Source organism: Algoriphagus sp. Y33 (assembly GCF_014838715.1).
Taxonomy (GTDB): Bacteria; Bacteroidota; Bacteroidia; order Cytophagales; family Cyclobacteriaceae; genus Algoriphagus.
Window position 1 is genome coordinate 914,545 of sequence record NZ_CP061947.1, and the last position, 23,854, is coordinate 938,398.

Here is a 23,854-nt window from a genome sequence, read left to right on the forward strand (position 1 = left end):
TATTCTACAATAGAATCAAAAAAGATGGTGACGTGTTTGCTTTAGAGATTTGTGCCCGAGCATTTTTGATACGGTTTCAATCGGTACACCGTTTGCTAAGGGAATGGTTGTCTCAACTGTGCGCCGTGCGATATGGAAGATGGGCGGTTTATTGATCTCACAGACATCTGCGATTTCTTTCAAATACGAATTCATCTTTTGATTGCTTAAAACAGGCAATACATGAGTCCCGTCCTGGCATTGGGTATGATTTCGGTATTTTTCAACCAACTCCAAAGCTTTCGGCAATAAGGGAAGTAGAGTAGGGGAATCGGTTTTTTGACGATGGGTATAGATCCACTGTTCCCCGTCAATCCCTGTGGATATCTGGTTTTTGCCAAGGTTTTGACATCAATGTATGCCAGACCCGTGTAGCAGCTAAAAAGAAAAATATCCCTTACGTTGTTTACCGTAGGCAAATTCTTTATCCAGCAGATCCTCTACCCGGTCGTTGTGCTCCTGATAAATTTCAAGAATCATCCTTCTCTTTTCTCCGATTCCAAGTAGCACATTTTTTAATGCTTCAGAAGTCACTTCCTTATCTGAATCAATTAGCTGTTTTTTCGCTTGAAGTACTTTGTGGTGGAGAGAATCTAGGTAGGCGTTTAATGTGCGGTCCTCTTCTTTATTACCGTTTGCCCTTCCAATGGCGTTATTCCAACGTTTTGGGCTCCATAATCTTTTTGTTGACAGGTCTTTAGCTATTCCGTCAACTGTAATTCGCAAGTACACATACTTGTCTCCTGTGGTGGTTTTTTTCGATTGTTTCAAAAAGAAGAGCAATCCGAAGCTTTTTTCTTCCGAAGCTTTTTTCTAACATGATTTGATTAGTTAGGTTGAACAAAACTCGGAATACAAGTTCTAAATCACAAGATGCTCATCTATTGAACATGTTGTAAATCAGTAATCTATAACAATACCAGTGCGTCTTTTTTTTCGATTAGACGAACGCCACGAATGACGCACTGGAATTACAGGCAATTATGAAAATTATAGGGGGGTGACCACGATTAAATGCTGTAAAGGCAGTTTTTTCATCTGGCCCGCTCATTAGTCTGATCTATACTGAAAAACATATAATATATTGATAATCAATGTTTTATGATCTTGTTTACCAATAAAAAAAGCGAGTTGACAATTTTTGAAATTGTAACTCGCTAGTTTTAAGTGTTTACGAGTAGAGAGTGGGGGATTCGAACCCCCGGTACGCTTTGACACGTACGACAGTTTAGCAAACTGCTGGTTTAAGCCACTCACCCAACTCTCTAGATGTTTATTTGGCTTACTTTTTCTACGTGTAAAAAAACATCTTTTCGACGCTTTTTTTCGAATTGGCTGATCTATTCATCATTCCATCCCGTAAATCGATGCAAATATAAGTCAATTGATCAGATTTTAACAAATCATTAACAGATAGGAATCCAATGATTTTATCTTTTTGCCTAATAGTCTGACAATCAAATTAAATAATTTTCCAGTAGCCCCCCGAAGTCTAAAAAATACCCTGTACAGGGTATATATAAGAAAAATGGGGAGGCTAAATTTGTACTTTACTCTCAAGCCGACATTATGATAATCCAAACATCTACTGCAAGTTTTCTGATTGAGAACTCCCAATCCAGAAGTGGATGCGTTGCCATCCGTTCCAATTCCCAAGAGGAACTTTACCGTTTTTTTGGGTCTCTAGAAATCAGGACAACCGATGAACTCTTTTATTCCTATGAAGTTCTTGCTTGTAAGCAGGAATTTGCAAATGCAATGATCGTGATGGTGAAAGAAATTGACTATTCTGAATTCGAAATATTTAGTTTTCAGGCATCTTCATCTTCGAAACTCCCTTAAATTGGAGGAAATATTTAGGCTATCCAGAGCAGACTGCTGTCTCCATAGCTCAAAAATCTATAATCATTTGCCAAGGCCTCAGCATAGACACGTTTCCAGTCTTCGCCAAGAATCGTTGCAATCAGGAGAATAAGTGTAGATCCCGACTGATGAAAATTGGTGATTAGCCCTTGAACAATCTTGAATTTGTATCCGGGGAAAATAAATATCTCCGTGGTGCCCATGATCGTTTCAAGACCCTTTTTATGCATTAATGCAAGAATAGCCTTATAGGATTCTTGTGCAGTAGGTAGACTTACCCTGTTTTCGTAAGGAAACAGTTTCCCGATTTTCAATTCCTCGTCTTTTCCTTCGAGTAATTTCACCCCATACCAATACAAACTTTCCAGCGTACGCACGGAAGTAGTTCCTACTGTAACCACTTTGCCTAGGTGCGCGCTGATGCGTTCGATTGTTTCTCTGCTGACGTGGATCTGCTCACTGTGCATGGGGTGCTCAGCGACTTCCTTTGCTTTGATCGGCTGAAAAGTACCGGCACTTACATGTAGTGTGACTTGTGTTTGTTTGATGCCTTTTGATTTCAACTGTCCAAAAATCTCCGGTGTGAAATGCAGGCCGGCAGTGGGAGCGGCTACAGCACCTTCTTTTTCTGAATAGACTGTCTGATACCTTGATTTGTCTTCCTCTATTGGCTTACGGTTCAGGTAGGGGGGAAGCGGTACTTCGCCACTAGCTTCTACCACATCCACAAAAGTGACCTCTTCATTGTCCCATGAGAATTCTACTTGACGTGCCTCCCGGTGGATTAGCTTGGCCTGAAGCGTAATTGTACCATCCTGTAATGGAATTAATCCTTTCAAGATCTCTCCGTCCTTCCATTTCTTGGCATTGCCGATCATGGTTTCCCAGATTACAGGATGCTTGGCTAGCATAATCTCAGGAATCACTGTAGTGGGAGAAATAGGTTGAAGTAAAAAAATCTCTATGCGTGCTCCTGTTTCCCGTTGGAAAATCAACCGGGCCGGAATTACCTTAGTGTCATTGTATACCAGTAAGGTGTCTGACGGGAGCAAATCAGGAATACTACTAAAATTTTGATGAGAAATCCTGCCTTCTTTGTAGTGTAAAAGCTTTGAAGAGTCCCGCTTTACCAAAGGGAATTTTGCGATCTTTTCAGGGGGTAATGTATATTCGTAGGCGGTTAAATCAATTGCCGGGATCTGCATAAATAGGGGATTCTGCCTGCAAATATAACCAAACTCGTTTCAAGTACCTTCTACAACCTCTTATAATCCATGCCAGATTCTTCCATAATCAACTTTGACTACGTAAAAAGAACTTTGGTTTTCAAGTTTGATGCAGGCACCTCCAGAGGAGTATTGAAAACAAAAGATGTGTTTTGGATCAAAGCTTTCCATACTGGAAATCCCGGACTGTTGGGTTGGGGTGAAGCTGCACCTTTAGTGAAGTTGAGCCCGGACGACAGGGAAGATTTTGAGCAAGTTCTCAGCGAAATAATGTCAGGGCTGTCTGAAATAGCTTTTGAAAAGAATGAAGCGGATGTCTTGAGACAGTTACGGGAATTAATTCCATTTGAGCTGCCCAGCATTCGTTTTGCTTTGGAAACGGCCATTCTGGATTTGATAAATGGAGGTAAAAAGAAAATCCTTGGCAGCGGTTTTTATAATGGGGAAAAGTCTATATCCATCAATGGGCTAATCTGGATGGGGCGGCAGGATTTTATGCTGGAGCAGATCAATGAAAAGTTGGCGCAGGGATTTGACTGCATCAAAATGAAAATAGGTGCAATTGACTTCCGGCAGGAATTGGATCTTCTCGAATATATTAGATCCCGCTTTTCCAAAGATCAGATTACGCTTCGGGTGGATGCCAATGGCGCTTTTTCTACTAAAGATGCACTTGGCAAGCTTCAGCAACTGGCACAGTACGATTTACATAGCATTGAGCAGCCTATTGCTGCGGGCAATTGGGATGCAATGAAGCAGCTATGTGCAGTTACCCCGTTGCCGATAGCACTGGATGAGGAACTAATCGGTGTAAAGGACAAAGCTGAGCTTCTTGATAAAATTGAGCCACAGTATATCATAGTAAAGCCGACTTTGCTGGGCGGGATATTGGAAACCAAAGAATGGATTGAGCTTGCGGAGGCTCGAAGTATTGGCTGGTGGATGACCTCGGCCTTGGAGAGTACTATTGGACTGAACGCCATCGCACAGCTTGCCGATAGCCTGGAGACAAAGATTCCCCAAGGTCTGGGTACTGGAAAGCTTTATATGAATAATCTGGAATCCCCCTTGGAAATAGATCGGGGTCAGATTCATTATAATCCGACTATTGCTTGGGAGGAACCTGCTTAATCGCCTAGTCTGAAGAGGTACACAGGCTTGTTTATTTCCACTTTCCAGGAAGTTTGGTTTAACTTTCCTGTTTCTCCGTCCCGTTCAAAAACTACAATGTCATTGCTCGCTTGATTGGCGGAGATTAGGTATTTGCCATCAGCTGTCAAATTGAAATTACGTGGCATTACCCCTCCTGAACTTACTTGCTGGATCAGTTCATAATTTCCGCCGTCTTTCTTCGCAAGCACCGAAAGGTTGTTGGCATCTCCGCGGTTGGATGCATAAATGTTTTTACCGTCAGAAGAGATCCGTACCTCGGCAGCTCCTACATCACCTTCAGGGTTATCCGTAATCAGGGAGATCCGTTGCTTGGGAGTGAGTTTTCCCTCTTTAAAATCAACTACTTCCAATACAGCCGTTAATTCCTGCAAGATAAATAGCTCACCTCCATCGGCTGAAAACACAAGATGTCGTGGGCCATCTCCGGGTTGGGATTTAAATGTGTTGTTTAAGCTGAGGGGTTCTTTTGAGGTGTTGTCAAAATCATACACATAGACCTGATCCGTACCAAGATCTGCTGCCAGTAAGAATTTCCCGTCCGGGCTGAATACCGTGCTGTGAACATGTGGAGCATTTTGACGTTCCTTATTGACACTGCTTCCTTCGTGCCGGATCGTCTGTAGGTGGGTTAATTCTGCTTCTTTTCCGATCTTATAAGCACTTAAACTTCCGCCGCTATAATTTGCCACAGTCAAAAAATCTTCTGTCGGAGCTAATGCAAGATAACAGGGATGGTCTCCGAAGCTTGATATTTCACTCAGTTTGGAAAGCGATTGATTTTCTGACGAGCGGCTTAAGCTGATTATATTCCCACCCGGGAGATCACCTATTTCTTCTAAAGTGAAAACCTTGTCCCCTGCTGAATTAGCCAATACAAATGAAGGGTTTTGTATGCCGGGAAAAATTGTCCGAACTTCTAGTCTGTTTTCCGAAGGAGTAAAATCAAGTTGGTTTAAGCCCTGACTTTCTTTGTCTGTATAAGTTCCTACCAAAAAAGTATAGGTAATGGGTGTTTCTGTCATTTCAGTTGTTTTTTCTGTGGTGCAGGCCAATGAGATCGCAAGAAGTAGGGAGAGAACAAGTGATTTTTTCATCTGTTTATAATTTGGTTTTTAATGGTCCCATAGCCTGTCCCGTCCGCCGCGGCAGATCGGGAGAATCTCGCATTTGGATAATCATTCCTCTTGTGTGTCGCTTGCGTCATGCCCGATTTCAGGTGTTTTTATTTATCTTTCATAGGTCATCCCGATTAGTCGGGGCAGGCTATGGAATCTTACGCAGCGGATAACCATCTTACATCTCACTGTGTGCTGTCTTCGAAATGTTCGATTTCATATCAGAAAGATATGGAAATATCCGAAATCAATATTTTGTCTTTTTATCGAGAAAATGCTCATTTGATTAATAAAAAGAAAGAAAATAAGATTATTTGTTAATGAATACTCAATAGTTATTTCAGTTTTTAGAATTTTCGCTAATTTGCTTTTCCATTAAAACGGAAGATGAATAATGTACAAAACCTATGATACCCAAGTAGCCAAGCGCTTCACGATTTACAACAGTTTATTTTTGGATCTTCCCTTCAATGACATTTACCGCACAGGAACCTTGCTTCCGATTTTAGGTACGGCATGTCAAAATGGCTTCCAGAAAGGATTGACCCCAAAGGAAATTATTGCAGGGTTTTTCGATGAATTAATGCCTGATTCTACGGAATCTCAGCAATCTGATTTGCTTTTCCAGATGATCCAATACGTAGAGCGACAGGTTGTTTTGTTTGACTCTATAGAGGATGCCGCCTATGAGAAGATCCATGATCTGAATGGGAAAGGAACAATTAAGGCTTTGATAGACCGTACGGACAATGATAACAAGCGGGAAGAGCTAGTCGAGAAATTGAAAACTTTTTCGGTACGTCTTACGCTAACTGCCCATCCGACACAATTTTATCCAGGCAATGTCTTGGCTATTATCACAGATTTGGAGAATGCAATCCGTACGGATGACATCGGAAAGATCAATTCCCTTCTTCAGCAACTGGGCAAAACAGGGTTTACCAAACGGGAAAAACCAACGCCTTACGATGAGGCGGTGAGCTTGATCTGGTTTTTGGAAAATATATTCTACCAGAGTATTTCTGATATTATGGTTCGCTTACTGGGATCCTTGAATATCCCGCTTCATGATTGGGAAAACCCGGGCTTGTTGAAAGTCGGCTTTTGGCCGGGGGGAGATAGGGACGGAAATCCTTTTGTAACACATACCATTACAAAGCAGGTGGCAGAACGCTTGAAAAAGTGGGTTCTAAAATGCTATTACCGTGATGTCCGGAAAGTTCGGCGAAGATTGACTTTCAAGCATGTGGAAGAAATCCTGATTAATATCGAACGGGGTCTTTACGCTACTTTATTTGAAAATGATCCTGTCTATAAGACCAAAGACCAACTGCTTGCTGATTTGCTTTCTGCAAGAGAAGGCTTAATTAAGTATCACGAAGGACTTTTCCTGGATGTATTGGATCAGTTTATTCTGAAAGTAAAAATATTCGGTTTCCACTTCGCATGCATGGATATGCGTCAGGACAGCCGCAAGCATGATGCATTGATAGACGAGATTTTTCAGCTTCAGGGCAAGAAACTAGAAGGCACGGAGGATGAACAAATTGCCCAAATCCTGTCATTGACAGAGCTCCCTGAAATAGCTTCATTTCAGGACGAGTTTAATCAAGAAATATTGCAGTCATTAGGTGTAATTGACTCAGTCCAGCAGGAAAGTGGGGAAGAGGTTCTCAATCGCTACATCATTTCTAATTGCCAATCCAGAAAGCACCTGTTGGAAGTTTTTAAGTTGGCAAAACTGACGCTGGGTGCAGACAAGGAAAACCTTCCTTTGGACATTGTGCCGCTTTTTGAGACAATTGACGATTTGGCAGAAGCTCCTGAGATCATGACAAGTCTCTACAATCTTCCTGAATACAAAAAACATTTGGCATCCAGGGGAAATAAACAAACCATCATGCTTGGCTTCTCTGACGGAACAAAAGACGGTGGATACCTTCAGGCCAACTGGTCTATCTTAAGGGCTAAAGAGGAGATGACCAGAGTATCAAGGGAAAATGGAATAGAAGTAGTCTTCTTCGACGGTAGAGGAGGGCCCCCTGCACGTGGCGGAGGAAACATGCATAATTTCTATGCCTCTCTGGGAGAGAAAGTAGAAAACTCTGAAATACAGATAACTATCCAGGGTCAGACTATTTCTGCCAATTATGGTAAAGTTGCTTCGTGCACTTACAATTTTGAGCAGCTCCTCAGTGCAGGTTTGGAAAACCATCTTTACGGTGGTGCAGATAAGAATTTAAATAACGGGCAACGTGCTTTGATCGACGAGCTGGCAGGAGAAGCCTATGAATCCTACAAGAAATTCAAAAGCCATCCTAAGTTTGTGCCTTATTTGGAGCACGTGACTCCACTTAAGTACTTTGGGATGACAAATATCGGTTCCAGGCCTTTAAAAAGAGGTAAGGGTGAAGGCTTGAAATTCGAAGATCTAAGGGCAATTCCTTTTGTGGGGTCATGGGCTCAGATGAAACAAAATATTCCTGGTTTCTACGGTGTAGGAGCTGCGGTGGAGGAATTGGAAAAGAGAGGGAAATTGGGTGACTTGAAAGAATTATATAATAACAGTCTATTCTTCAGAGCACTTCTCGGTAATTCCATGCAGTCATTGACCAAGTGTTTTTATCCGGCTACTGCTTATCTAAAGCATGACAAGAATTATGGTGAATTCTGGGAGATTATGTACGACGAGTACCTTAGGTCTATAGAGAAACTCAAAGAAGTGTCTTCAATGGATGAACTGATGGGGGACAACAAGGTCATTAAAAAGTCAATTGAAATTAGAGAGCGAATCGTATTGCCTTTGATTACAGTGCAGCAGTACGCTATTCAGAAAATACTTGAAACAGGTAAGTCCACAGAAGTGCTTCAAAAGTTGATCCTGAGAAGTATGTTTGGGATTATCAATGCAGCAAGGAATGCAGCGTAAGTACGCTTCATAATTTATTTGAAAAGCCCGGTTGATTAGATTCAGCCGGGCTTTTGTTTGAAAGGATGCACGCAGTGGCGGTTTTGGAGTCACTGATGTCCTGCTTCTCGGGAAACCGGACTGGATTTCAGTTTTAATACATAAGTCCCAGCCGGAATACAAAGCTTCGATATATGAAGTTGTTTTCTGTCAGAGAACTGTATCCGGAAGGAAGACGGTCAGAAGTAGCTGTCTGGGTACCTGAACGGGACAAAACCCCATGGAATTGTGAAACTTCCTGCCTTTTGTAAGCAAAGCTGAAAGAAAGAGCAGATTTGCCTTTTTTGGAGGGAAAGCTCAACCCTGCCGATGGACTGACTAAGAATCCGCCTTCATACCAGCTTTTACTCCATTCATCGCTTACTTTTTTCTCCAAAATCGCTGTGCCTCCTCCCAAATCAAATCCTCCAAAAATCCTGGGTTTGCCATCTTTTCCCAGAAAACCTCTCCATCCCAACGCAATGGGGAGGATGGAAATTTCATCGTATTGATCAAGTCCGAGGGAAAATCCGATTACATGGTTTTTGACTACTTGTGCCCCATGAAAAGTCATAAAGCTGGCATCAAATCGTTTCTCATGATTTCCGTCCCATTGCTCTTGACTTCGGCCACGCAGAAATCCAATTTCGGTCTGTCCAAAATATATTTTCTTCTGAGCAAAACCTTCGAGACTGACGAGGAAAAAGCCAATTAGTAAGAGTTTGATTGCGTTTGACATCAGCTTATCAATATAAGTTGACCGGATTGCTGACTTGGATACAGCTGAGTTTTTTCAGTTTGGATGGGTTGCTATAGTCAAATTGGCAAACGCCATCAGGGCCGATCACAATCAGAGATTTGGGTCCGGGGATCAGGTCAACCGATTGTTGGTTGGTCAAAAACTCGAGTTGATTTTGGTCAATAGTCATTACGTTGCTGACATCGAAGCTTTTAAGACCATGAGTTCCTTCGGCTACGTACAGGTGGTTTCCGGCTAGTCCCAATCCATGGGGATTGAGCATACTGTAGGATTTTGTGAGTTTGGGTTGGTAGAGGTCTTTGATATCAATTACCTGAAGCTCATTCACGCCATTCCAGCAGGTGTTACCATTTCTCAATGTCACAAAAGCGTAATCTTCATTCACCACTACAGGATCGCAAGCCTGAACATGCTCATAAACTGACATACGGGTAGGAGAATTCGGGGTGCTGGCATCGTAGATATACATCCCGGCATTTGATCCGATAAATAGCTTGTCCTCAAAAGGGAAAATGGTTTCAATTCCCCAGCCTAGATCAATTGGTTTTACAAAAGTGGGGTCGGCAGGAGTCTCTACATTAAATACACGCAAGGTTGATTCGTCTACTGCATAAAGATGTTGATTTGAAAGTGTAAACCTAGCCATGGATCCACCTATACCGTAGCTTTGCGATGCAGCAGAAAGGTTGGCTGAAAAGCTCATCCTAGAATCCATCATCCATGCACCTTCTAGCCATCCACCTCTTTCCCATCCAGGATTTTCGGTGGTAATTACCGTGTCACGGAAACTAATTATTTCACCTGTTTCGTGATAGAACATATGGGTAAAAACATCTTCGATACGTTTTACCATTTGTATACTGCTGATATTACTGATGTCGAATACTAGTAGATCTACATAATTATCAGCATAAAGAATATTGCCATTCACCGCCATGTCTACATTTCCAGCAATGGATATAAAGCTCAAATTGATAGGGTTGGAGGGGTTGGAATTGTCCAGAATGTGAATTCCCTTTGTAGGCTCATTAATAAAAAGGTAATCTCCATAGATGTAGATTTTGCCTGGGTTGTCCAATGGTTTGGCAGGTTCGGTTGTGATGATCCTTGCTCTTTCATTGCTCATTTCCACATACACCGGCATCATAGTATGGTAAGTGTATGAAGAATTGACTTCATCATGGCAGGATGATAATAACAAAATCGATAGTAAGAGAAGTGGATAGGAAAAGGAGAAACGTTTCATATAGCTCGATTTTAGTGGTGTAAAAGCATGTGATATTCAGACGTAACCGAACAATAATATGCTACAGAGGACGTTAGAAAAATTTGATTTTTTTCAAAATCATCCTATACCCCTTGCGGTCGATCTAAGTTCGATGTCAAATTCAACCGATGGGCGTTAAGTGTTATTCCTTCTCGCAGGATTCTTGGGCTGTTTTTTATAGGAGGGAAAATTTCTTGGGCTGAAAATAATGCCATTGATCATAATCAGCCCCCTTAGATTTTCAGATTTCTTTACCTTAACGCTCTTATTAAACCATAGTAAACCGTATGAGAAAGTATCTGCTTCCGTTTGCAGTCTGTAGTTTGATTTTTTGGAGTTGTGACAAAAAGCAACGAGATCCCTTTGCCACCGAGAAACCGGATGAATCAAGATTTACCAAGATCCCTTTGGCAGGCAACTTCAATGAACCCATGGAAATCGAGGTGCTGGATAACGGAGATGTATTGATCATCGAACGGCATGGGAAACTCAAACTTTTTCAGGCGGAATCAGGAAATACTATAGTGGTAGGAGAGTTGGAGGTATTCCCTGAGCGTGAAGATGGCTTAATGGGAATGGCAAAGGATCCAGATTTCAACACTAATAACTGGTTGTATCTCTATTATGCCCCGGCTTCCGAAGCAGCTTTAAACAGGATTTCGAGATTTGACTTTGTAGATAATAAGCTTGATTTGGCCTCTGAGGTAATCATTCTGGATGTGGACATTTATCGGGGATGTTGCCATTCCGGGGGAGGTCTGGAATTTGATGCTCAGGGCAATCTGTACTTGGGAATAGGAGATGACTCTACCCCCTTTGAGTCAAGTAATTTCAATCCAATAGATGAGCGGCAAGACCAACCTAAAAATGTGGATGCCCAAAGAAGTTCGGGCAATACTAATGACCTGCGCGGTGCGATTCTTCGGATCAAACCTAATCGGGAAGGAGGATATTCTATTCCTGAAGGTAATTTATTCCCTTTGGGTACACCCAAAACCCGCCCCGAAATCTATGTGAAAGGCAATCGTAACCCTTTCAGATTTTCTATAGACAGTCGTAACGGCAATTTGTATTGGGGAGAAGTAGGGCCTGACGGTTCAGAAGACAAAGAAGGCCGTGGGCCCAAGGGGTACGATGAAATCAATGTTGCGACAGGCCCCGGCTATTACGGATGGCCTTATTTTGTGGGGAATAATTCGGCCTATTGGAAGTATGACTTTGCCACCGGTGAAAGCTTGTTTCAATTTGACCCAAATGAGCCAAAGAATACTTCACCCAATAATACAGGCATGGGGGTATTGCCTGTCGCGAAGCCTGCTTTGATCTATTATCCCTATGCAGAGTCAGAGCAATTTCCCATGCTCGGTCAGGGGGGTAGAAATGCCATGGCCGGTCAAGTGTATTACCGTGAAGATTATGAGAAGTCTGATGTGAGATTTCCGGGGTATTACAATGAGAAACTGTTTATCTATGACTGGATGAGAAACTGGATTTTCACTGTTAGCTTGACAGAGGATTTCGAGTACGATACCATGGAGCAATTTATGCCCGAGACTCACTTTGAAAAACCTATGGATATGCAGTTTGCTAAAGACGGTTCTTTGTATGTATTGGAGTATGGGACTTTTTGGCGTGCAAATAACGATGATTCGGGTCTGTACAGAATCGTGTTTTCGGAAGGAAACAGAAGGCCGGATGTGAAAATTTCCGCGGATAGAACTGTGGGCGCAGCCCCTTTTACGGTGAATTTTTCCTCTTCAGGAACAAATGACCCCGATACTGACGATCAAGTCAGTTTTCACTGGGAGTTTGGGGAGAACGGAACCACTTCCACTGATACAAATCCAACCTATACTTATGGTGCCCCAGGAATTTATAGCGTGAAATTAACGGCAACTGATCTAAAGGGGGAGACTTCAAGTTCATTTTTGGAAGTAAAAGTGGGGAACGAGGCACCGACAGTTTCTATTGACTGGCAGGGAAACCGAAGTTTCTATTTTGGAAAGGAGACGATCAGCTATGCGGTTACGGCATCTGATAAAGAAGATGGGCAAATAGATCCATCTCAAATCAACATGACGATAGCTTATCTGGAAGGCGGATATGATCTGATAGAAACGGGCCATCAGGAAGAGATTTTGAGCGTTGGGGAGTCTTATATCAATGAAGCGGGATGCAAAGCCTGCCACGGAATCAGCAATGAGTCCGTAGGTCCGGATTATACGTCAGTGTCTGAGAAATACAAAAACGATCCAAAAGCCAAAATATACCTGATCGATAAAGTCAGAAATGGGGGAGCCGGAGTATGGGGCGAGCAGATTATGCCAGGGCATACCCACTTGGATGAGATTAAAATAGGACAGATGATTGATTTTGTGTTGGGCATCGCCAATCCAACTGGAGTTTCGGGTTTGCCTGCTTCAGGAAAGTATCAGGTTGAAAATGTGGATGATCCTGAGGGATTCTACCTGATACAGGCGTCCTATGAAGATCGGGGAGCAAACGGTATTCCCAGGATTAAGACTACCGGTCAATTGAAATTGAGAAATACGGCTGTATCAGCATATAGCGCAGATCACCTGGAAGGTGCAGCCAGAGCTAACCCCGAAGATGAGTACTTTGTACAATTCACTACTTCCGAATCCTGGCTTTTGCTGAAGGATATTGACCTAAACCAAATTAATAAAATTACACTGTCCATTCTGCCCGCAACTACCAAAGGAAAAATCCAGGTGCGGACAGGGTCTCCTGATGGCCGACTGATCGCCGAAACGGCGATGCTCACCAATGATTCCCGGCTTGCTTCGGATCCAAATGAAGGATGGTTTGATTTTTCGTTAACCATTCCGGAGACGGACTATTATGGAGATTTGTACTTTGTTTATCTTACAGATGAGCCAATCTCGATTTGGAACACATTTAATCTGAGCACATTAAAGTTTGGGAGGTGAGCTTAATAAAAACCGTATTTGGGTTATTAGAGGAATAGGTCTATGGCGCAAGAAGAGTGAGGGTTGCGAGTTAAGTGTCAATCAAATTCCTTAATGACTATGCATAAGAAAAATTTTATTTATGGCCCATAATAATCCGTATGGAAAACTTTCTTCATTGTAGGATTTACGATTGACTAAACGAATCCAGAAAACCTGAAAGATTTTGGATATTTTGGGAGTGAATCATATCATTATGGCACAGGATGAATATTATTACATAGCAGATAATGTGGCCTTTTAGGGTTCTTTTTAATGTGGATGTATGGCAAAAAAAATACTTATCCGAATAGTTGATTTCTTTTTAACCAGGGGATTGCGGGTTTTCTTAGCATAAAAGTTCAAATAAATATTTTTAGTGTTTTTTACTAAAAATATTTATTTGAACTAATTTAATTCGCAATTGATTTTTTCCTAGAATTTTACTTCGGAATTTTATCTTAATTAAAGAAATGGGACAAATTTAAATGCACAAAAAAGGTGTGTATATTCTTGGTTTTATGCCTGTGTTTTTTGGTTTGAATACAAAATTGTGAATTTCATGGCTTTTTTTATTTACTATGAATCCAAATAATATTTTTAATAATGAAATTTATCAAATATTAAACACCGAATACGGGGTGTTGTTTAGAATAAAATAGTTTTGGTTTTTGTAGCGACATTCAATAACAGTCTGTTATGGCTATAAAAATTATACTTAGGAAAATTCTAATTGTTCAGTTCTTATTCTGGGGCGGTATTGGAACTGTTCGGGCTCAGGTACCATCTGATGTTCAGACACAGGTCAACAATAATTTCCCGAAGCACATCCAAAAATCACCTAATGTTTCAGGTATAGAGCGATATGGGAACTATGATGTTAATTTGTACACTGGGATACCCAATATTTCAATACCTCTTTATAATGTGGAGGCAGGCCCAATCACTCTGCCTATCACTCTTAGCTACCATGCTTCAGGAATAAAATATACGGATCAGGCAAGTTGGGCAGGGTTGGGATGGTCAGTTGTTGCCGGTGGCCAGATTACGCGGCAAATCCAGAAAATGAGAGATGAACAGAATTTCTATACTTCATCTAATGATTATTCCGTAGGACTGAACTGTGATGATTGGGCTTACAAGGAGGCTAGTGTGTCGAGCGGGAATGACCGGGAAGCAGATATTTTTTCCTACACTTTCCCCGGAAAAAGTGGAAAGTTCTATCTACGGCAAAATGGACAGGCTCCCTACCTTTTTCCTGAAGCTCCTATTAAACTCGCAGTTGCTTTAGGTTTGAATTATTTTGACATCACGGATGAAAGCGGTATCAGGTATCGGTTTGGAAGGAATTCTGTCAACGACAACTATACCGAAACCACCACATCATATGGAGCCGGAGGAAGTGTTGTTTCAGGAAGGACAGCATGGTATCTGGTCGAAATTTTTGCACCAAACTCAGATGATAAGGTAGAAATCACCTATCAAACCATCGGTAGCCAGAGCCTGGAGGATATTGAGCATAACATTACCGTGATTGACCAATGCACTACTGACAATCAAGCAAGTCTTCCCTGCAGGAGTGCTGTATATATACAGCAGGCAGTTAATACAAGTTCATCGACTACCGGTATGGGTATTAAGGAAATAAAGTATAAAACCGGAATGGTTAAATTTGTGATGGGAACAGCTAACCGTGCTGACCTAACAGGACTCAAACCGTTGGACAGGATAGAAATTTACAGCAAGACAGGAACTGATTCTACATTGATCAAATCCTTCCAGTTGACTAAAAGCTATTTTACCGGAGTTTCACGGCTCAAACTGGATGAATTGATAGAAAAGGACGGAGCAAACACTGTAATCAACAAACATACCTTCAGCTATCACACTACTTCATTTTCGTGGAATCAGGCAACCAAAAGCCTGAGAAGAGACTGGTTTGGTTTTTATAATGGGAAGCCAAATACAAGTCTGATTCCACAACAGTCCATCCAGTTTCAGCCCAATACTTCTACGGCTGTCTCCAATATCAATATAGGCAGTGCCAACAGGGAAAGTGATACTACATTTTTAAAAGAAGGTATGCTCAAACGCATTACCTATCCCACTAAGGGATATACAGAGTTTTATTATGAACCCCACAAATACGTTGACGCTTCTGTGACAAAATATGGCGGGGGTTTAAGGATCAAGAGAATCAGCAATACCGTAGGTTCAGCTGTCTATTCCAAGGAATATCGATACGGAGAGGGTGAATCAGGGACAGGAATTAAAAACTTCACCCAAGGCTTATTTTATTTTAACGCTGAGTCAATAAGCAGGTCGAACTGTGGAACCACTCCGTGCAACCGCACAGAAAGAGTCAGAATGTTTTTCTCAAATTCAGTGATTGGTGCCGGATACGACGACAGTCCCGTAGTCTACCTTAAGGTCAGCGAATATGAAAATATCAATGGAAGCAATGGTAAAATCCTCTATGAATTTGACGACAATATCCACATCCCGGATATGCTGATGACAGTACCTTATTCCAACAAAACCCACAGAAACTCCAGTGCTTGGGAAAGGGGAAAGCTCACCAAAAAAACCGTTAAGAATGCAGCCGGGACGGATGTTGCTCAAACCGTAATTACGTATTCAAAATTAAAAGCCCAAAATATTGCCGTCAGCCAAGCAGTTGTCAAATTCATTGATGGGACACATCAAGGGGGGTATTTGTTTATGTCATGTCCGGTTCCCGGGTCACTGCCCAGGGATGGATTTACTTACCAAGTGAGAAACTTGGAACAAGCAACAGGGATCTATCTGGAAAGCTCACGTACTGAATCTATCATCAATACCGGGGGTGCATACACCACTACCACACTGAAGTCTTATGACCCAACTTATCTTCAGCTTACCCAAGAGGAAGTCAGGGTCAGTTCAAATCCTGAAGTAGTAGTGACGCGGTACCGATATCCTTTCCAGGTGATTAATCCCTCCACTACTTACACAGGATATCCAAATATACTTAAGCAGCTCACTTTAAAGAATATCCTTAAACCTGTAGAACAGTATACACTTATCCAGAATCTTAATGCTTCAAATGTTCAGGTAGTGGGTGGGCAGTTGACCTATTTCAAGGTTTCGGGAAGTTATTATGTTCCTGAAAGTATGTACTTTTTGGAGATTGCCTCTCCTCTTGCAATGGCGTCTTTTACCCCCCTTGCACTTTCGGGAACTTCAGCTGTCACCCGGGATACCCGCTATCAGCAAAGGTTGACTTTTTCCACTTACGACACACGTGGAAACATCACCACTTTCAATAAGTCCAATGCCCAGCCGAATTCCTTTATTTGGGCATACAACGGTGCATACCCCATTGCGGAAGTTAAAAATGCAACGGCTACACAAATTGCCTATACTTCCTTTGAGACAAATGAGAAAGGTGGTTGGAATTATAGTGGACAGGAAACAGTACTTCGTTGGGGAGAGGCAAGAACAGGAAGGAATGCTTACAGCTTGTCGGGAGGAGCCATATCCAGGACGGTGACAGGAGCATCAACTTCCAATAAGTTTAAGTTGAGCTTTTGGGCCAAGGTTCCTACAGGAACTCAGTCATGGACTTTTCTGGGAGCAACAGAAAGCCTGACAACCTCCTGGAAGCTTATTGAGCGGGAAGTGACCTCCACATCGCTTTCCATTTCGGGAACCAATATATTGATCGATGAAATCCGGATACATCCACCCGGAGCAGAAATGAACACCTACACCTATTTGCCCGGAGTAGGGCAATGGTCTCAGCTGGATGCAAGGAACCATGCCGTTGTTTATAAATACGACAGATTGGGAAGGCTGGAAACCATCCTGAACAATGACGGGCATATTCTTTCTCACTACGAATACAACTTTATCAAATAAGCTATGGGGACTTATCGATCATTTTTTTTAACAGGTCTGCTTTTGGGTATGTTTCAACTAGGGTTGGTTGCCCAATCCAAAGACAGTATAGCTACAGCAGAATTATCAGGTGCATGGCTTATGGATGCGGCTTTGCAGATGGAGAAATCCATGTTGGCCAACCGAAACAGTCAAAAAGCATTAGAGGATAAGCATAGGGAAGACCAACTGGAAAGCATGAGGTCAAGAATGTATATCTTTTATGAAGATGGGCAATTTGAATCCTCATGGGTTTCCCATGGAGGCAGCCAGATCGTTTATGGCAAATGGGATCTCGGCAAAGATGGGGTTCTTCTAATTGAACTGGAAGACAAATCCTTACTTTCATACGGCATCACTTTGGAGAGAAGTAGGCTTCAGCTTACTCCGGGAATTTCAGGCCAATCTGAAGCCCAAACTCTTTACCTTAAAAGGTTTGAGCCATGAGATCCTGCTTATTTTTCTTGTTGATGCTTATTGCAGGGATTACTACCTCCTTTTCTCAGGCTATTACCCACGTTGATATAGTAGGGCCGAGTAGCGCATCTGCCGGACAGCAGGCAACCTATACCGCGAAATTTTACAGTGGTTCAAGCCAGATAGCACCCCCGACATCGGGTAGTTATTTTTGGGATATAGACGGTGCAACGGCTACAGGCACCACAATAAGCTCCAATTTTCTCACCTGGGCTTCGGCAGGTACCTATAGCCTATATTATGAATATTCGGATGTAAGCGGGACATTCTATGACTATATTTTTATCACTGTGACTGGAAGTGTAGGTGATCCTTGCCCTTCGATACTTCCTTCGGCACCCGGTGCGACCCTCACTGCAAACGGCGCAGTAACCCTGACTGCAAATCCTGCTCCTGCCGGATTTACCTATCAGTGGTACGATAGTAACCAAACCACCCTTCTTGCCAGCACACAAAGCTATACCACGCCGACTCTGTCTGCAAGCAAAACCTATTATATAGCCTACCGATACACTTCCACAGGGTGTATCAGCTCAAAAATGCCGGTGCGTGTCAACCGCTATGCCGAAAATCTCAACTGGACACGGGAATATTCCGCCCGGGATTCACTGAGCGGAGACTATACGCTAAGGAACTCCTCGCAGAAAGCTTCCTATAAACAGACTTCCTACCATGATGGGCTGGGAAGACCAAACCAACAGGTGTCCATACAGGCCTCGGTAAACGGGTCGGATATAGTGACTTCCATCGGCTATGATGCATTGGGTAGACAATACAGGAATTATCTTCCCTTTCCGAATAACTCCACCAATGTTGGGCTCTTTCGGACTACAGCCACCGCACTTCATAGTTCCTATTATACAGCGCAATATGCTGATCCTAATGGTTTTTCAGAGAAATCCTATGAAACCTCCCCGCTCAACCGTGTACTTAAAATCGGGAATCCGGGCAATCCCTGGAAGCTGGGATCTACACGGGAGCTTGAGTTTTCCGAAAAAACCAATACTCTTTCACAGGGTATCCGAATATGGACGGTGAATGGGAGTGGACTTCCCATAACCAATGCAGAATATCCTTTGGGTAGCCTATATGAAAAAACTTCCCTTAATGAAAATGAGCAGCGGGTAGTCGAATATACCGATAAGCTTGGCAGGCTTATCCTGAAAAAAGTGCAGTCCTCAGCCTCACCGTCTTCCGGACATGTGGGATGGATGTGCACGTATTATGTCTATGATCTATTTGGTCGGTTAAGAGTGGTGATGCCTCCCCAAGCAGTAGAGACCCTGCGCAATAATACTAATGATTGGGCAAACTCTACTTATAGTAGTTTGCGCGATGGAATGTACTTCATGTATTCTTATGACAGCAAGGGACGTATGACAGTCAAACGTCTTCCAGGTAAAGGGATCGAGGAAATGGTATATGACAATAATGACCGACTTGTAGCCTGGAGGGATGCAAAACTTGCGGGAGAAGGAAAATGGCAGTTTACTAAATATGATGCCCTGAGTAGGGAGATAATGACGGGTTTGGTTACCTATTCGGGAAACAGAGCTACTTTACAGACGCTTGTTAATGGCTTGGGGAACAATAATGCCGTGATAAATTCCACTTCAGGCAAAGCGGGAACCACCAATGCCGGAGGTTTCCCGAGAGCCTCAGACGGCAATGGTGAGGGAGACGTGCTAACTGTCAATTATTACGACAATTACGCATTCAGAAAATCCACCCTCACGTATGTAAAGCCATCTGGATATCATGATAGTAGTACCAAAACCACCGGCTTATTGACAGGGACTTTAATAAAAAACCTGGGAAATAATACGAGGTATGAAACAGCCATTTATTACGATTCGCAGGGAAGGATTATCCAGACCGTTTCTGACCACCACTTGGAAGGTACGGTCAGGATTTCAAGTAGATACGACTTTGAAAACAATCCCCTTCAGACTATAACCCAGAATTCTGCTCCTGGGAGCTATACCATCACAAAAGGATATGTTTATAATGCGGCAGGAGCCCTAAGCCATATTACCCACAAAATCAATTCTGGGACAACGGTAACCCTGGCTACCCACACCTACAACCAGCTGGGAGAGCTTACTTCCAAGAGCTATCCGACAGCAGGTGATGCGGTGACAGATTATACCTATAATATCAGAGGCTGGCTGAAGAAAATCAACGACCCGCAGGTCAGTAATGCTTCCTCAAAGGTGTTTGCACTGGAATTGTTTTATGAGTCGGGGGGTACTACAAATAATTGGAACGGGAATATTTCAAAGGTTTCCTGGAAGGGTCAGAATGACATCAAAGTAAATTATAACTATAGCTATGATAAAGCTGATAGGTTGCTTGAGGCAGTATATACTGCTTCAACTGGGACTGATAGATACACAGTGAATAATTTGAGCTATGATCTTAATGGTAATATTCTGACCATGAACAGAAGAAATCAGATTACCTCTTCCAGTTATGGTTGGGTAGACCAGCTTACCTATACTTATACCTTAAATGGGAATAAATTAACTCAGGTGGCGGATGCCGTTCCTTCCACTACCCATACCTCACAGGACTTTAAAGAAAGAAGTATAGCGGCCTATGAATACGATGTAAACGGAAGCCTTACAAAAAATCTGGATAAAGACATCACTTCCATCACCTACAACCATCTAAACCTTCCGGTTACCATTACTTTCTCCGGCACCAACAAGAAAATCGATTATTGGTATGATGCACAGGGAGTGAAGCTTCGGCAAGTGACTACCGATGGGACGACAGTGAAGAGACTGGACTATCTGGGTGAACTGGTATTCGAAAACAGTGCGATGTCCTATATTCTGCATGAAGAAGGAAGAGCCAGTTACGAAAACTCCGCTTTTTTATATGAATTCTTTGTAAAAGACCACTTGGGCAATGTGCGCCAGGTGATCCGTGCCCCGATATCCGGAGGCAGAATAGCCACTATGGAGCCTGAGAATGCAGTCGAAGAGGAAGAGTACTTCCAAAATATCAGTGAATCCCGACAGGGTGCGGGGGAACATAACAAAACGCCGGGCGGCTATGCAACGGCCTGGCTGAATGCAGAAAGAAACCGTATTCTCGGCCCGTCCAGATCGCAGGAAGTACAGAAGGGAGACAGTGTGGAACTGGGGGTCTTTGGGAAATATGTGGATCCGAAGAAAATCAGACTGTCTCCCGCAAGTTTTGCACGTACGGGTATGGATAAGAAGCTGATCAGTCAACTGACAGAATTCGGGGGAAACCTCAGTGCGGCAGGGCCCAATGAAATCGCCATAGCCAATGTGATCGCTTTGGTAATCACGAACCTGCAGCAGAAGCCCGTGCCGGAAGCTTATATGGGCTATGCGCTATATGATTCGGACTCCACCTTGTATGAGCAGGGCAAAGTGGTTCTTTCCAAAAAAGCGAGGAATAAGCACGAAGAGCTGATCAAAAAGATTGCAGTACCAAAAGACGGATACATTGAAACTTACTTGGTCAATGAGACTTCTGACGATGTATGGTTTGACCAATTCAGCATCATGAGTACGGGGCCGTTGATTGTGCAGGAAACACATTATGATCCCTGGGGAGTGGAATTGAGTGGTTTGGGTTACCAGTATGCAGGAATTAAAATCAATCCTTATCTTTATAATGGCAAGGAGGCAAACGGCCACTTGGGAGTTAATCTTTATGACTATGGAGCTCGATTATATGATCCTGCAATAGGAAGATGGTTTGTGCTGGATCCTATGGCGGAGCAGATGCGTAGGCATTCTCCGTACAATTACGCCTTCAATAATCCGATGCGGTTTATAGATCCGGATGGCATGGCACCGAGATCCGTAAATACCGTTCAGGGCAGTCCCGCGCATAGTGACAGTGAGGAGCCTACACAAAATGAAGTGGCTGCCGGGCAGGTGGGGCCGGAAAGAGATTTTCTTTGGTCAGATGGATATGGAGAGAGTAGTGCCAGAAATTCAACTGTTTCCAGTTCTTCTTTTTATGGGAGTTATCAAACTACAGGAGGAAATGTGCAAAATAATTCAATTGGGGATCCAACTATTTTCGTGAATAAATGGGTGACTCCTAAAGGATTTGATAATGAAGATTATTACAAAACTTTAAAAAATACCCTTGTCGAAAATGGATTTAATTCTAAGTTAAAAATTCAGGATGACTCAATAATTGGGAGATTGAAAGCTTGGTGGCAGGGATCTCCTACGGCTACAATAACAATTAAGAATTTTAGTCTAGCAAGGGATAGTTTTGGGGCAGGTGGATATGCTAGGTTAGGTGATCCACATTCGATTACTGTATATAATGAACTAAGTATGCAGCCTAAAGGAAGAGTTGTTGATACTTGGAAATATATTAATGCTTCCGTTCATGAATTAGGCCATGGTCTATTTAAGTTTGATCACGATTCTAAGGGCTATACAAGTGATCCCAATAGCATTATGGATTATAGGAGTTCGTATGTACAAGGAGCAGGGTTTAATTCAAGTCAGCAATCTGTTATTAAGAAAAGTATATGGGGAAACTAGTTAAACTTCTTGTTTTAGCAATATGTATCACGATCTGTGGAGGTATGCTGTTTAGGTTTTTTTATGGAGGGTATAATTCGGCTTTGTATAGAATTTTTCAAACCAGTACTAGAGGATATTATTTTCATAAATTTCTTGGTATAACGCCAGGTGAAATCTATGATGATTATACAATAAGTGTTTTGGACTCTTCGGGCGATTCTGAATTAATCAATATTGTTGACAATAAAAGTTCTACTAAAACAAATTTCATAGTGCTTCGTCATGATTCATATGAAAGTTTTCTAAAAGCGTATCCTTGGGCATTGTTCGGAAATAATACTGAAAAATTAACTGACAATAACAACTATTTATCAAAATTAATTAATTTGGATTCCTTTAATTTATATGTGAGATTGTTTAATGTGGATGGAGAGAAGTCGATAGTTAATAAGTATTGCTATTTTATTTCAAATCCGAATGACTTTGATGATTATTCAATTATTCAGGATTTATCGGATTTAGAGGTTGTTCTTTTGAATAATCCATTAGATAAAAAAGAGACTCTAATAGGGTTAGGATTTGAAATAATAGATTTAAGTTCTTTTATTATTGAAGATTCTGAAGGAATAGTTTATTGCTGGTATCAAAATCATGGGATGGTTAAATTTCATTTTGTGTTTGATAATGGAAGCCTCGTAGATGTAAAAAGTGAAAGTTTAGGATATTTGGGCAATGAGTTCCCATCCTGTTGTTAGTTTATACTGATATCCGTTTACCCTATTTTTTAGGTGTGTATTCGGATAATTAAAGTTCAACAACTCATCGAATATTGCTAGAACCTCCGTGCGGCGGGCCCCAATGAAATCGCCATAGCCAATGTGATCGCTTTGGTAATCACGAACCTGCAGCAGAAGCCCGTGCCGGAAGCCTATATGGGGTATGCTTTATATGATTCGGACTCTACCTTGTATGAGCAGGAGGGCTGAGCGGAAAGAAACAGTCCGGTGGACTGTTTTAGCGAAGAGCCAGGTGGCGGGGAGTCTAGTTCTCTCCAAAAAAGCGAGGAATAAGCACGAGGAACTGATCAAAAAGATCGCCGTTACCAAGGATGGATACATTGAAACGTACCTGGTAAATGAGACCAATGACGATGTATGGTTTGACCAATTCAGTATCATGAGTACAGAGCCATTGATTGTGCAAGAAACACACTACGATCCCTGGGGAGTAGAACTCAGTGGTTTGAGTTACCGGTATGGTGAGGACCGGGCGTTAAAAAAGTGTCCTTTGGACATTTTTAGTGAGGGGCCAGTTTGCAGGGCGGGAATAAATCCGTATTTATACAACGGAAAAAAGAGGGCTGAGCGTAAAGGAATGATCCCTTAGGATCATTTTAGCGAAGAGCCAGCTTGAAGGGGAGGGCCACTTGGGAGTAAACCTGTATGACTACGGAGCTAGGCTATACGATCCTGCCATAGGGAGATGGTTTGTACTTGATCCGATGGCAGAAAGTATGCGGAGGCATTCTCCGTACAATTATGCCTTCAATAATCCGATGCGGTTTATAGATC

At 42.3% G+C, this 23,854-nt stretch carries 15 protein-coding genes, 1 tRNA gene and 1 pseudogene; 10 read left to right on the forward strand and 7 right to left on the reverse strand.

What is annotated here, in order from left to right:
• Window positions 1-15: 15 nt before the first annotated feature.
• From ID165_RS26580 to ID165_RS03765, 3 genes are all read right to left on the reverse strand, one after another.
• Entirely contained in the window at window positions 16-288 is a 273-nt protein-coding gene (locus ID165_RS26580) for a tyrosine-type recombinase/integrase (protein ID WP_255505137.1), read from the reverse strand.
• Between the two features lie 129 nt (window positions 289-417).
• Window positions 418-810: an Arm DNA-binding domain-containing protein gene (locus ID165_RS26585; RefSeq protein WP_255505139.1), complete on the reverse strand. Its 393-nt coding sequence runs from the start codon at window positions 808-810 to the stop codon at window positions 418-420.
• A 407-nt stretch (window positions 811-1,217) separates the two neighbouring features.
• Window positions 1,218-1,306 (reverse strand) — tRNA-Ser (locus tag ID165_RS03765).
• 302 nt (window positions 1,307-1,608) lie between these two features.
• Between ID165_RS03765 and ID165_RS03770 the strand changes: the two genes are divergently transcribed.
• The gene (locus tag ID165_RS03770) at window positions 1,609-1,881 is read left to right on the forward strand and encodes a hypothetical protein (RefSeq protein WP_192349056.1); all 273 of its coding nucleotides are present in this window, start codon (window positions 1,609-1,611) and stop codon (window positions 1,879-1,881) included.
• Window positions 1,882-1,895: 14 nt separating this feature from the next.
• Here the strand turns inward: ID165_RS03770 and ID165_RS03775 are convergent, their stop codons facing one another.
• Window positions 1,896-3,107, reverse strand: a complete 1,212-nt coding sequence (locus ID165_RS03775) for an S-adenosylmethionine:tRNA ribosyltransferase-isomerase (RefSeq protein ID WP_192349057.1) — start codon at window positions 3,105-3,107, stop codon at window positions 1,896-1,898.
• A gap of 69 nt (window positions 3,108-3,176) precedes the next feature.
• Here ID165_RS03775 and ID165_RS03780 point away from each other — a divergent pair, with 69 nt between their 5' ends.
• On the forward strand, window positions 3,177-4,259 hold the full coding sequence (locus ID165_RS03780) for an o-succinylbenzoate synthase (protein ID WP_192349058.1): 1,083 nt from the start codon (window positions 3,177-3,179) through the stop codon (window positions 4,257-4,259).
• On the opposite strand, the gene ID165_RS03785 is transcribed toward ID165_RS03780, so the two are convergent.
• Window positions 4,256-5,395 (reverse strand): lactonase family protein, encoded by a 1,140-nt coding sequence (locus ID165_RS03785; protein ID WP_192349059.1) that lies wholly within the window; start codon window positions 5,393-5,395, stop codon window positions 4,256-4,258. The genes ID165_RS03780 and ID165_RS03785 overlap by 4 nt on opposite strands.
• A 415-nt stretch (window positions 5,396-5,810) precedes the next feature.
• Between ID165_RS03785 and ID165_RS03790 the strand changes: the two genes are divergently transcribed.
• Window positions 5,811-8,345: a phosphoenolpyruvate carboxylase gene (locus ID165_RS03790; RefSeq protein WP_192349060.1), complete on the forward strand. Its 2,535-nt coding sequence runs from the start codon at window positions 5,811-5,813 to the stop codon at window positions 8,343-8,345.
• A 133-nt stretch (window positions 8,346-8,478) separates the two neighbouring features.
• Here the strand turns inward: ID165_RS03790 and ID165_RS03795 are convergent, their stop codons facing one another.
• Window positions 8,479-9,102, reverse strand: a complete 624-nt coding sequence (locus tag ID165_RS03795) for a hypothetical protein (protein ID WP_192349061.1) — start codon at window positions 9,100-9,102, stop codon at window positions 8,479-8,481.
• Between the two features lie 7 nt (window positions 9,103-9,109).
• Window positions 9,110-10,369, reverse strand: coding sequence for an LVIVD repeat-containing protein (locus ID165_RS03800; protein WP_192349062.1), 1,260 nt, complete (start codon window positions 10,367-10,369; stop codon window positions 9,110-9,112).
• Window positions 10,370-10,677: 308 nt separating this feature from the next.
• Between ID165_RS03800 and ID165_RS03805 the strand changes: the two genes are divergently transcribed.
• The 7 genes and pseudogenes from ID165_RS03805 to ID165_RS27040 form a co-directional block, all read left to right on the forward strand.
• Window positions 10,678-13,341 carry a PQQ-dependent sugar dehydrogenase gene (locus ID165_RS03805; protein ID WP_192349063.1) on the forward strand — a complete coding sequence of 888 codons (2,664 nt, stop codon included), beginning with the start codon at window positions 10,678-10,680 and terminating at the stop codon, window positions 13,339-13,341.
• A gap of 717 nt (window positions 13,342-14,058) precedes the next feature.
• Complete coding sequence (locus ID165_RS03810) at window positions 14,059-17,259, forward strand: hypothetical protein (RefSeq protein WP_192349064.1); 3,201 nt, start codon at window positions 14,059-14,061, stop codon at window positions 17,257-17,259.
• A 3-nt stretch (window positions 17,260-17,262) separates the two neighbouring features.
• Window positions 17,263-17,724, forward strand: coding sequence for a hypothetical protein (locus ID165_RS03815; protein WP_192349065.1), 462 nt, complete (start codon window positions 17,263-17,265; stop codon window positions 17,722-17,724).
• Complete coding sequence (locus ID165_RS03820; protein WP_225586972.1) at window positions 17,721-22,301, forward strand: DUF6443 domain-containing protein; 4,581 nt, start codon at window positions 17,721-17,723, stop codon at window positions 22,299-22,301. The genes ID165_RS03815 and ID165_RS03820 overlap by 4 nt, the downstream gene beginning before the upstream one ends.
• A complete protein-coding gene (locus ID165_RS03825; protein ID WP_192349066.1) occupies window positions 22,289-23,038 on the forward strand; it encodes a hypothetical protein in 750 nt (249 codons plus the stop codon). The genes ID165_RS03820 and ID165_RS03825 overlap by 13 nt, the downstream gene beginning before the upstream one ends.
• A gap of 214 nt (window positions 23,039-23,252) precedes the next feature.
• Window positions 23,253-23,669 carry a hypothetical protein gene (locus ID165_RS03830; protein WP_192349067.1) on the forward strand — a complete coding sequence of 139 codons (417 nt, stop codon included), beginning with the start codon at window positions 23,253-23,255 and terminating at the stop codon, window positions 23,667-23,669.
• Between the two features lie 40 nt (window positions 23,670-23,709).
• Window positions 23,710-23,853: pseudogene (locus ID165_RS27040) on the forward strand (RHS repeat-associated core domain-containing protein); the annotation flags it as partial.
• Window position 23,854 lies beyond the last annotated feature (1 nt).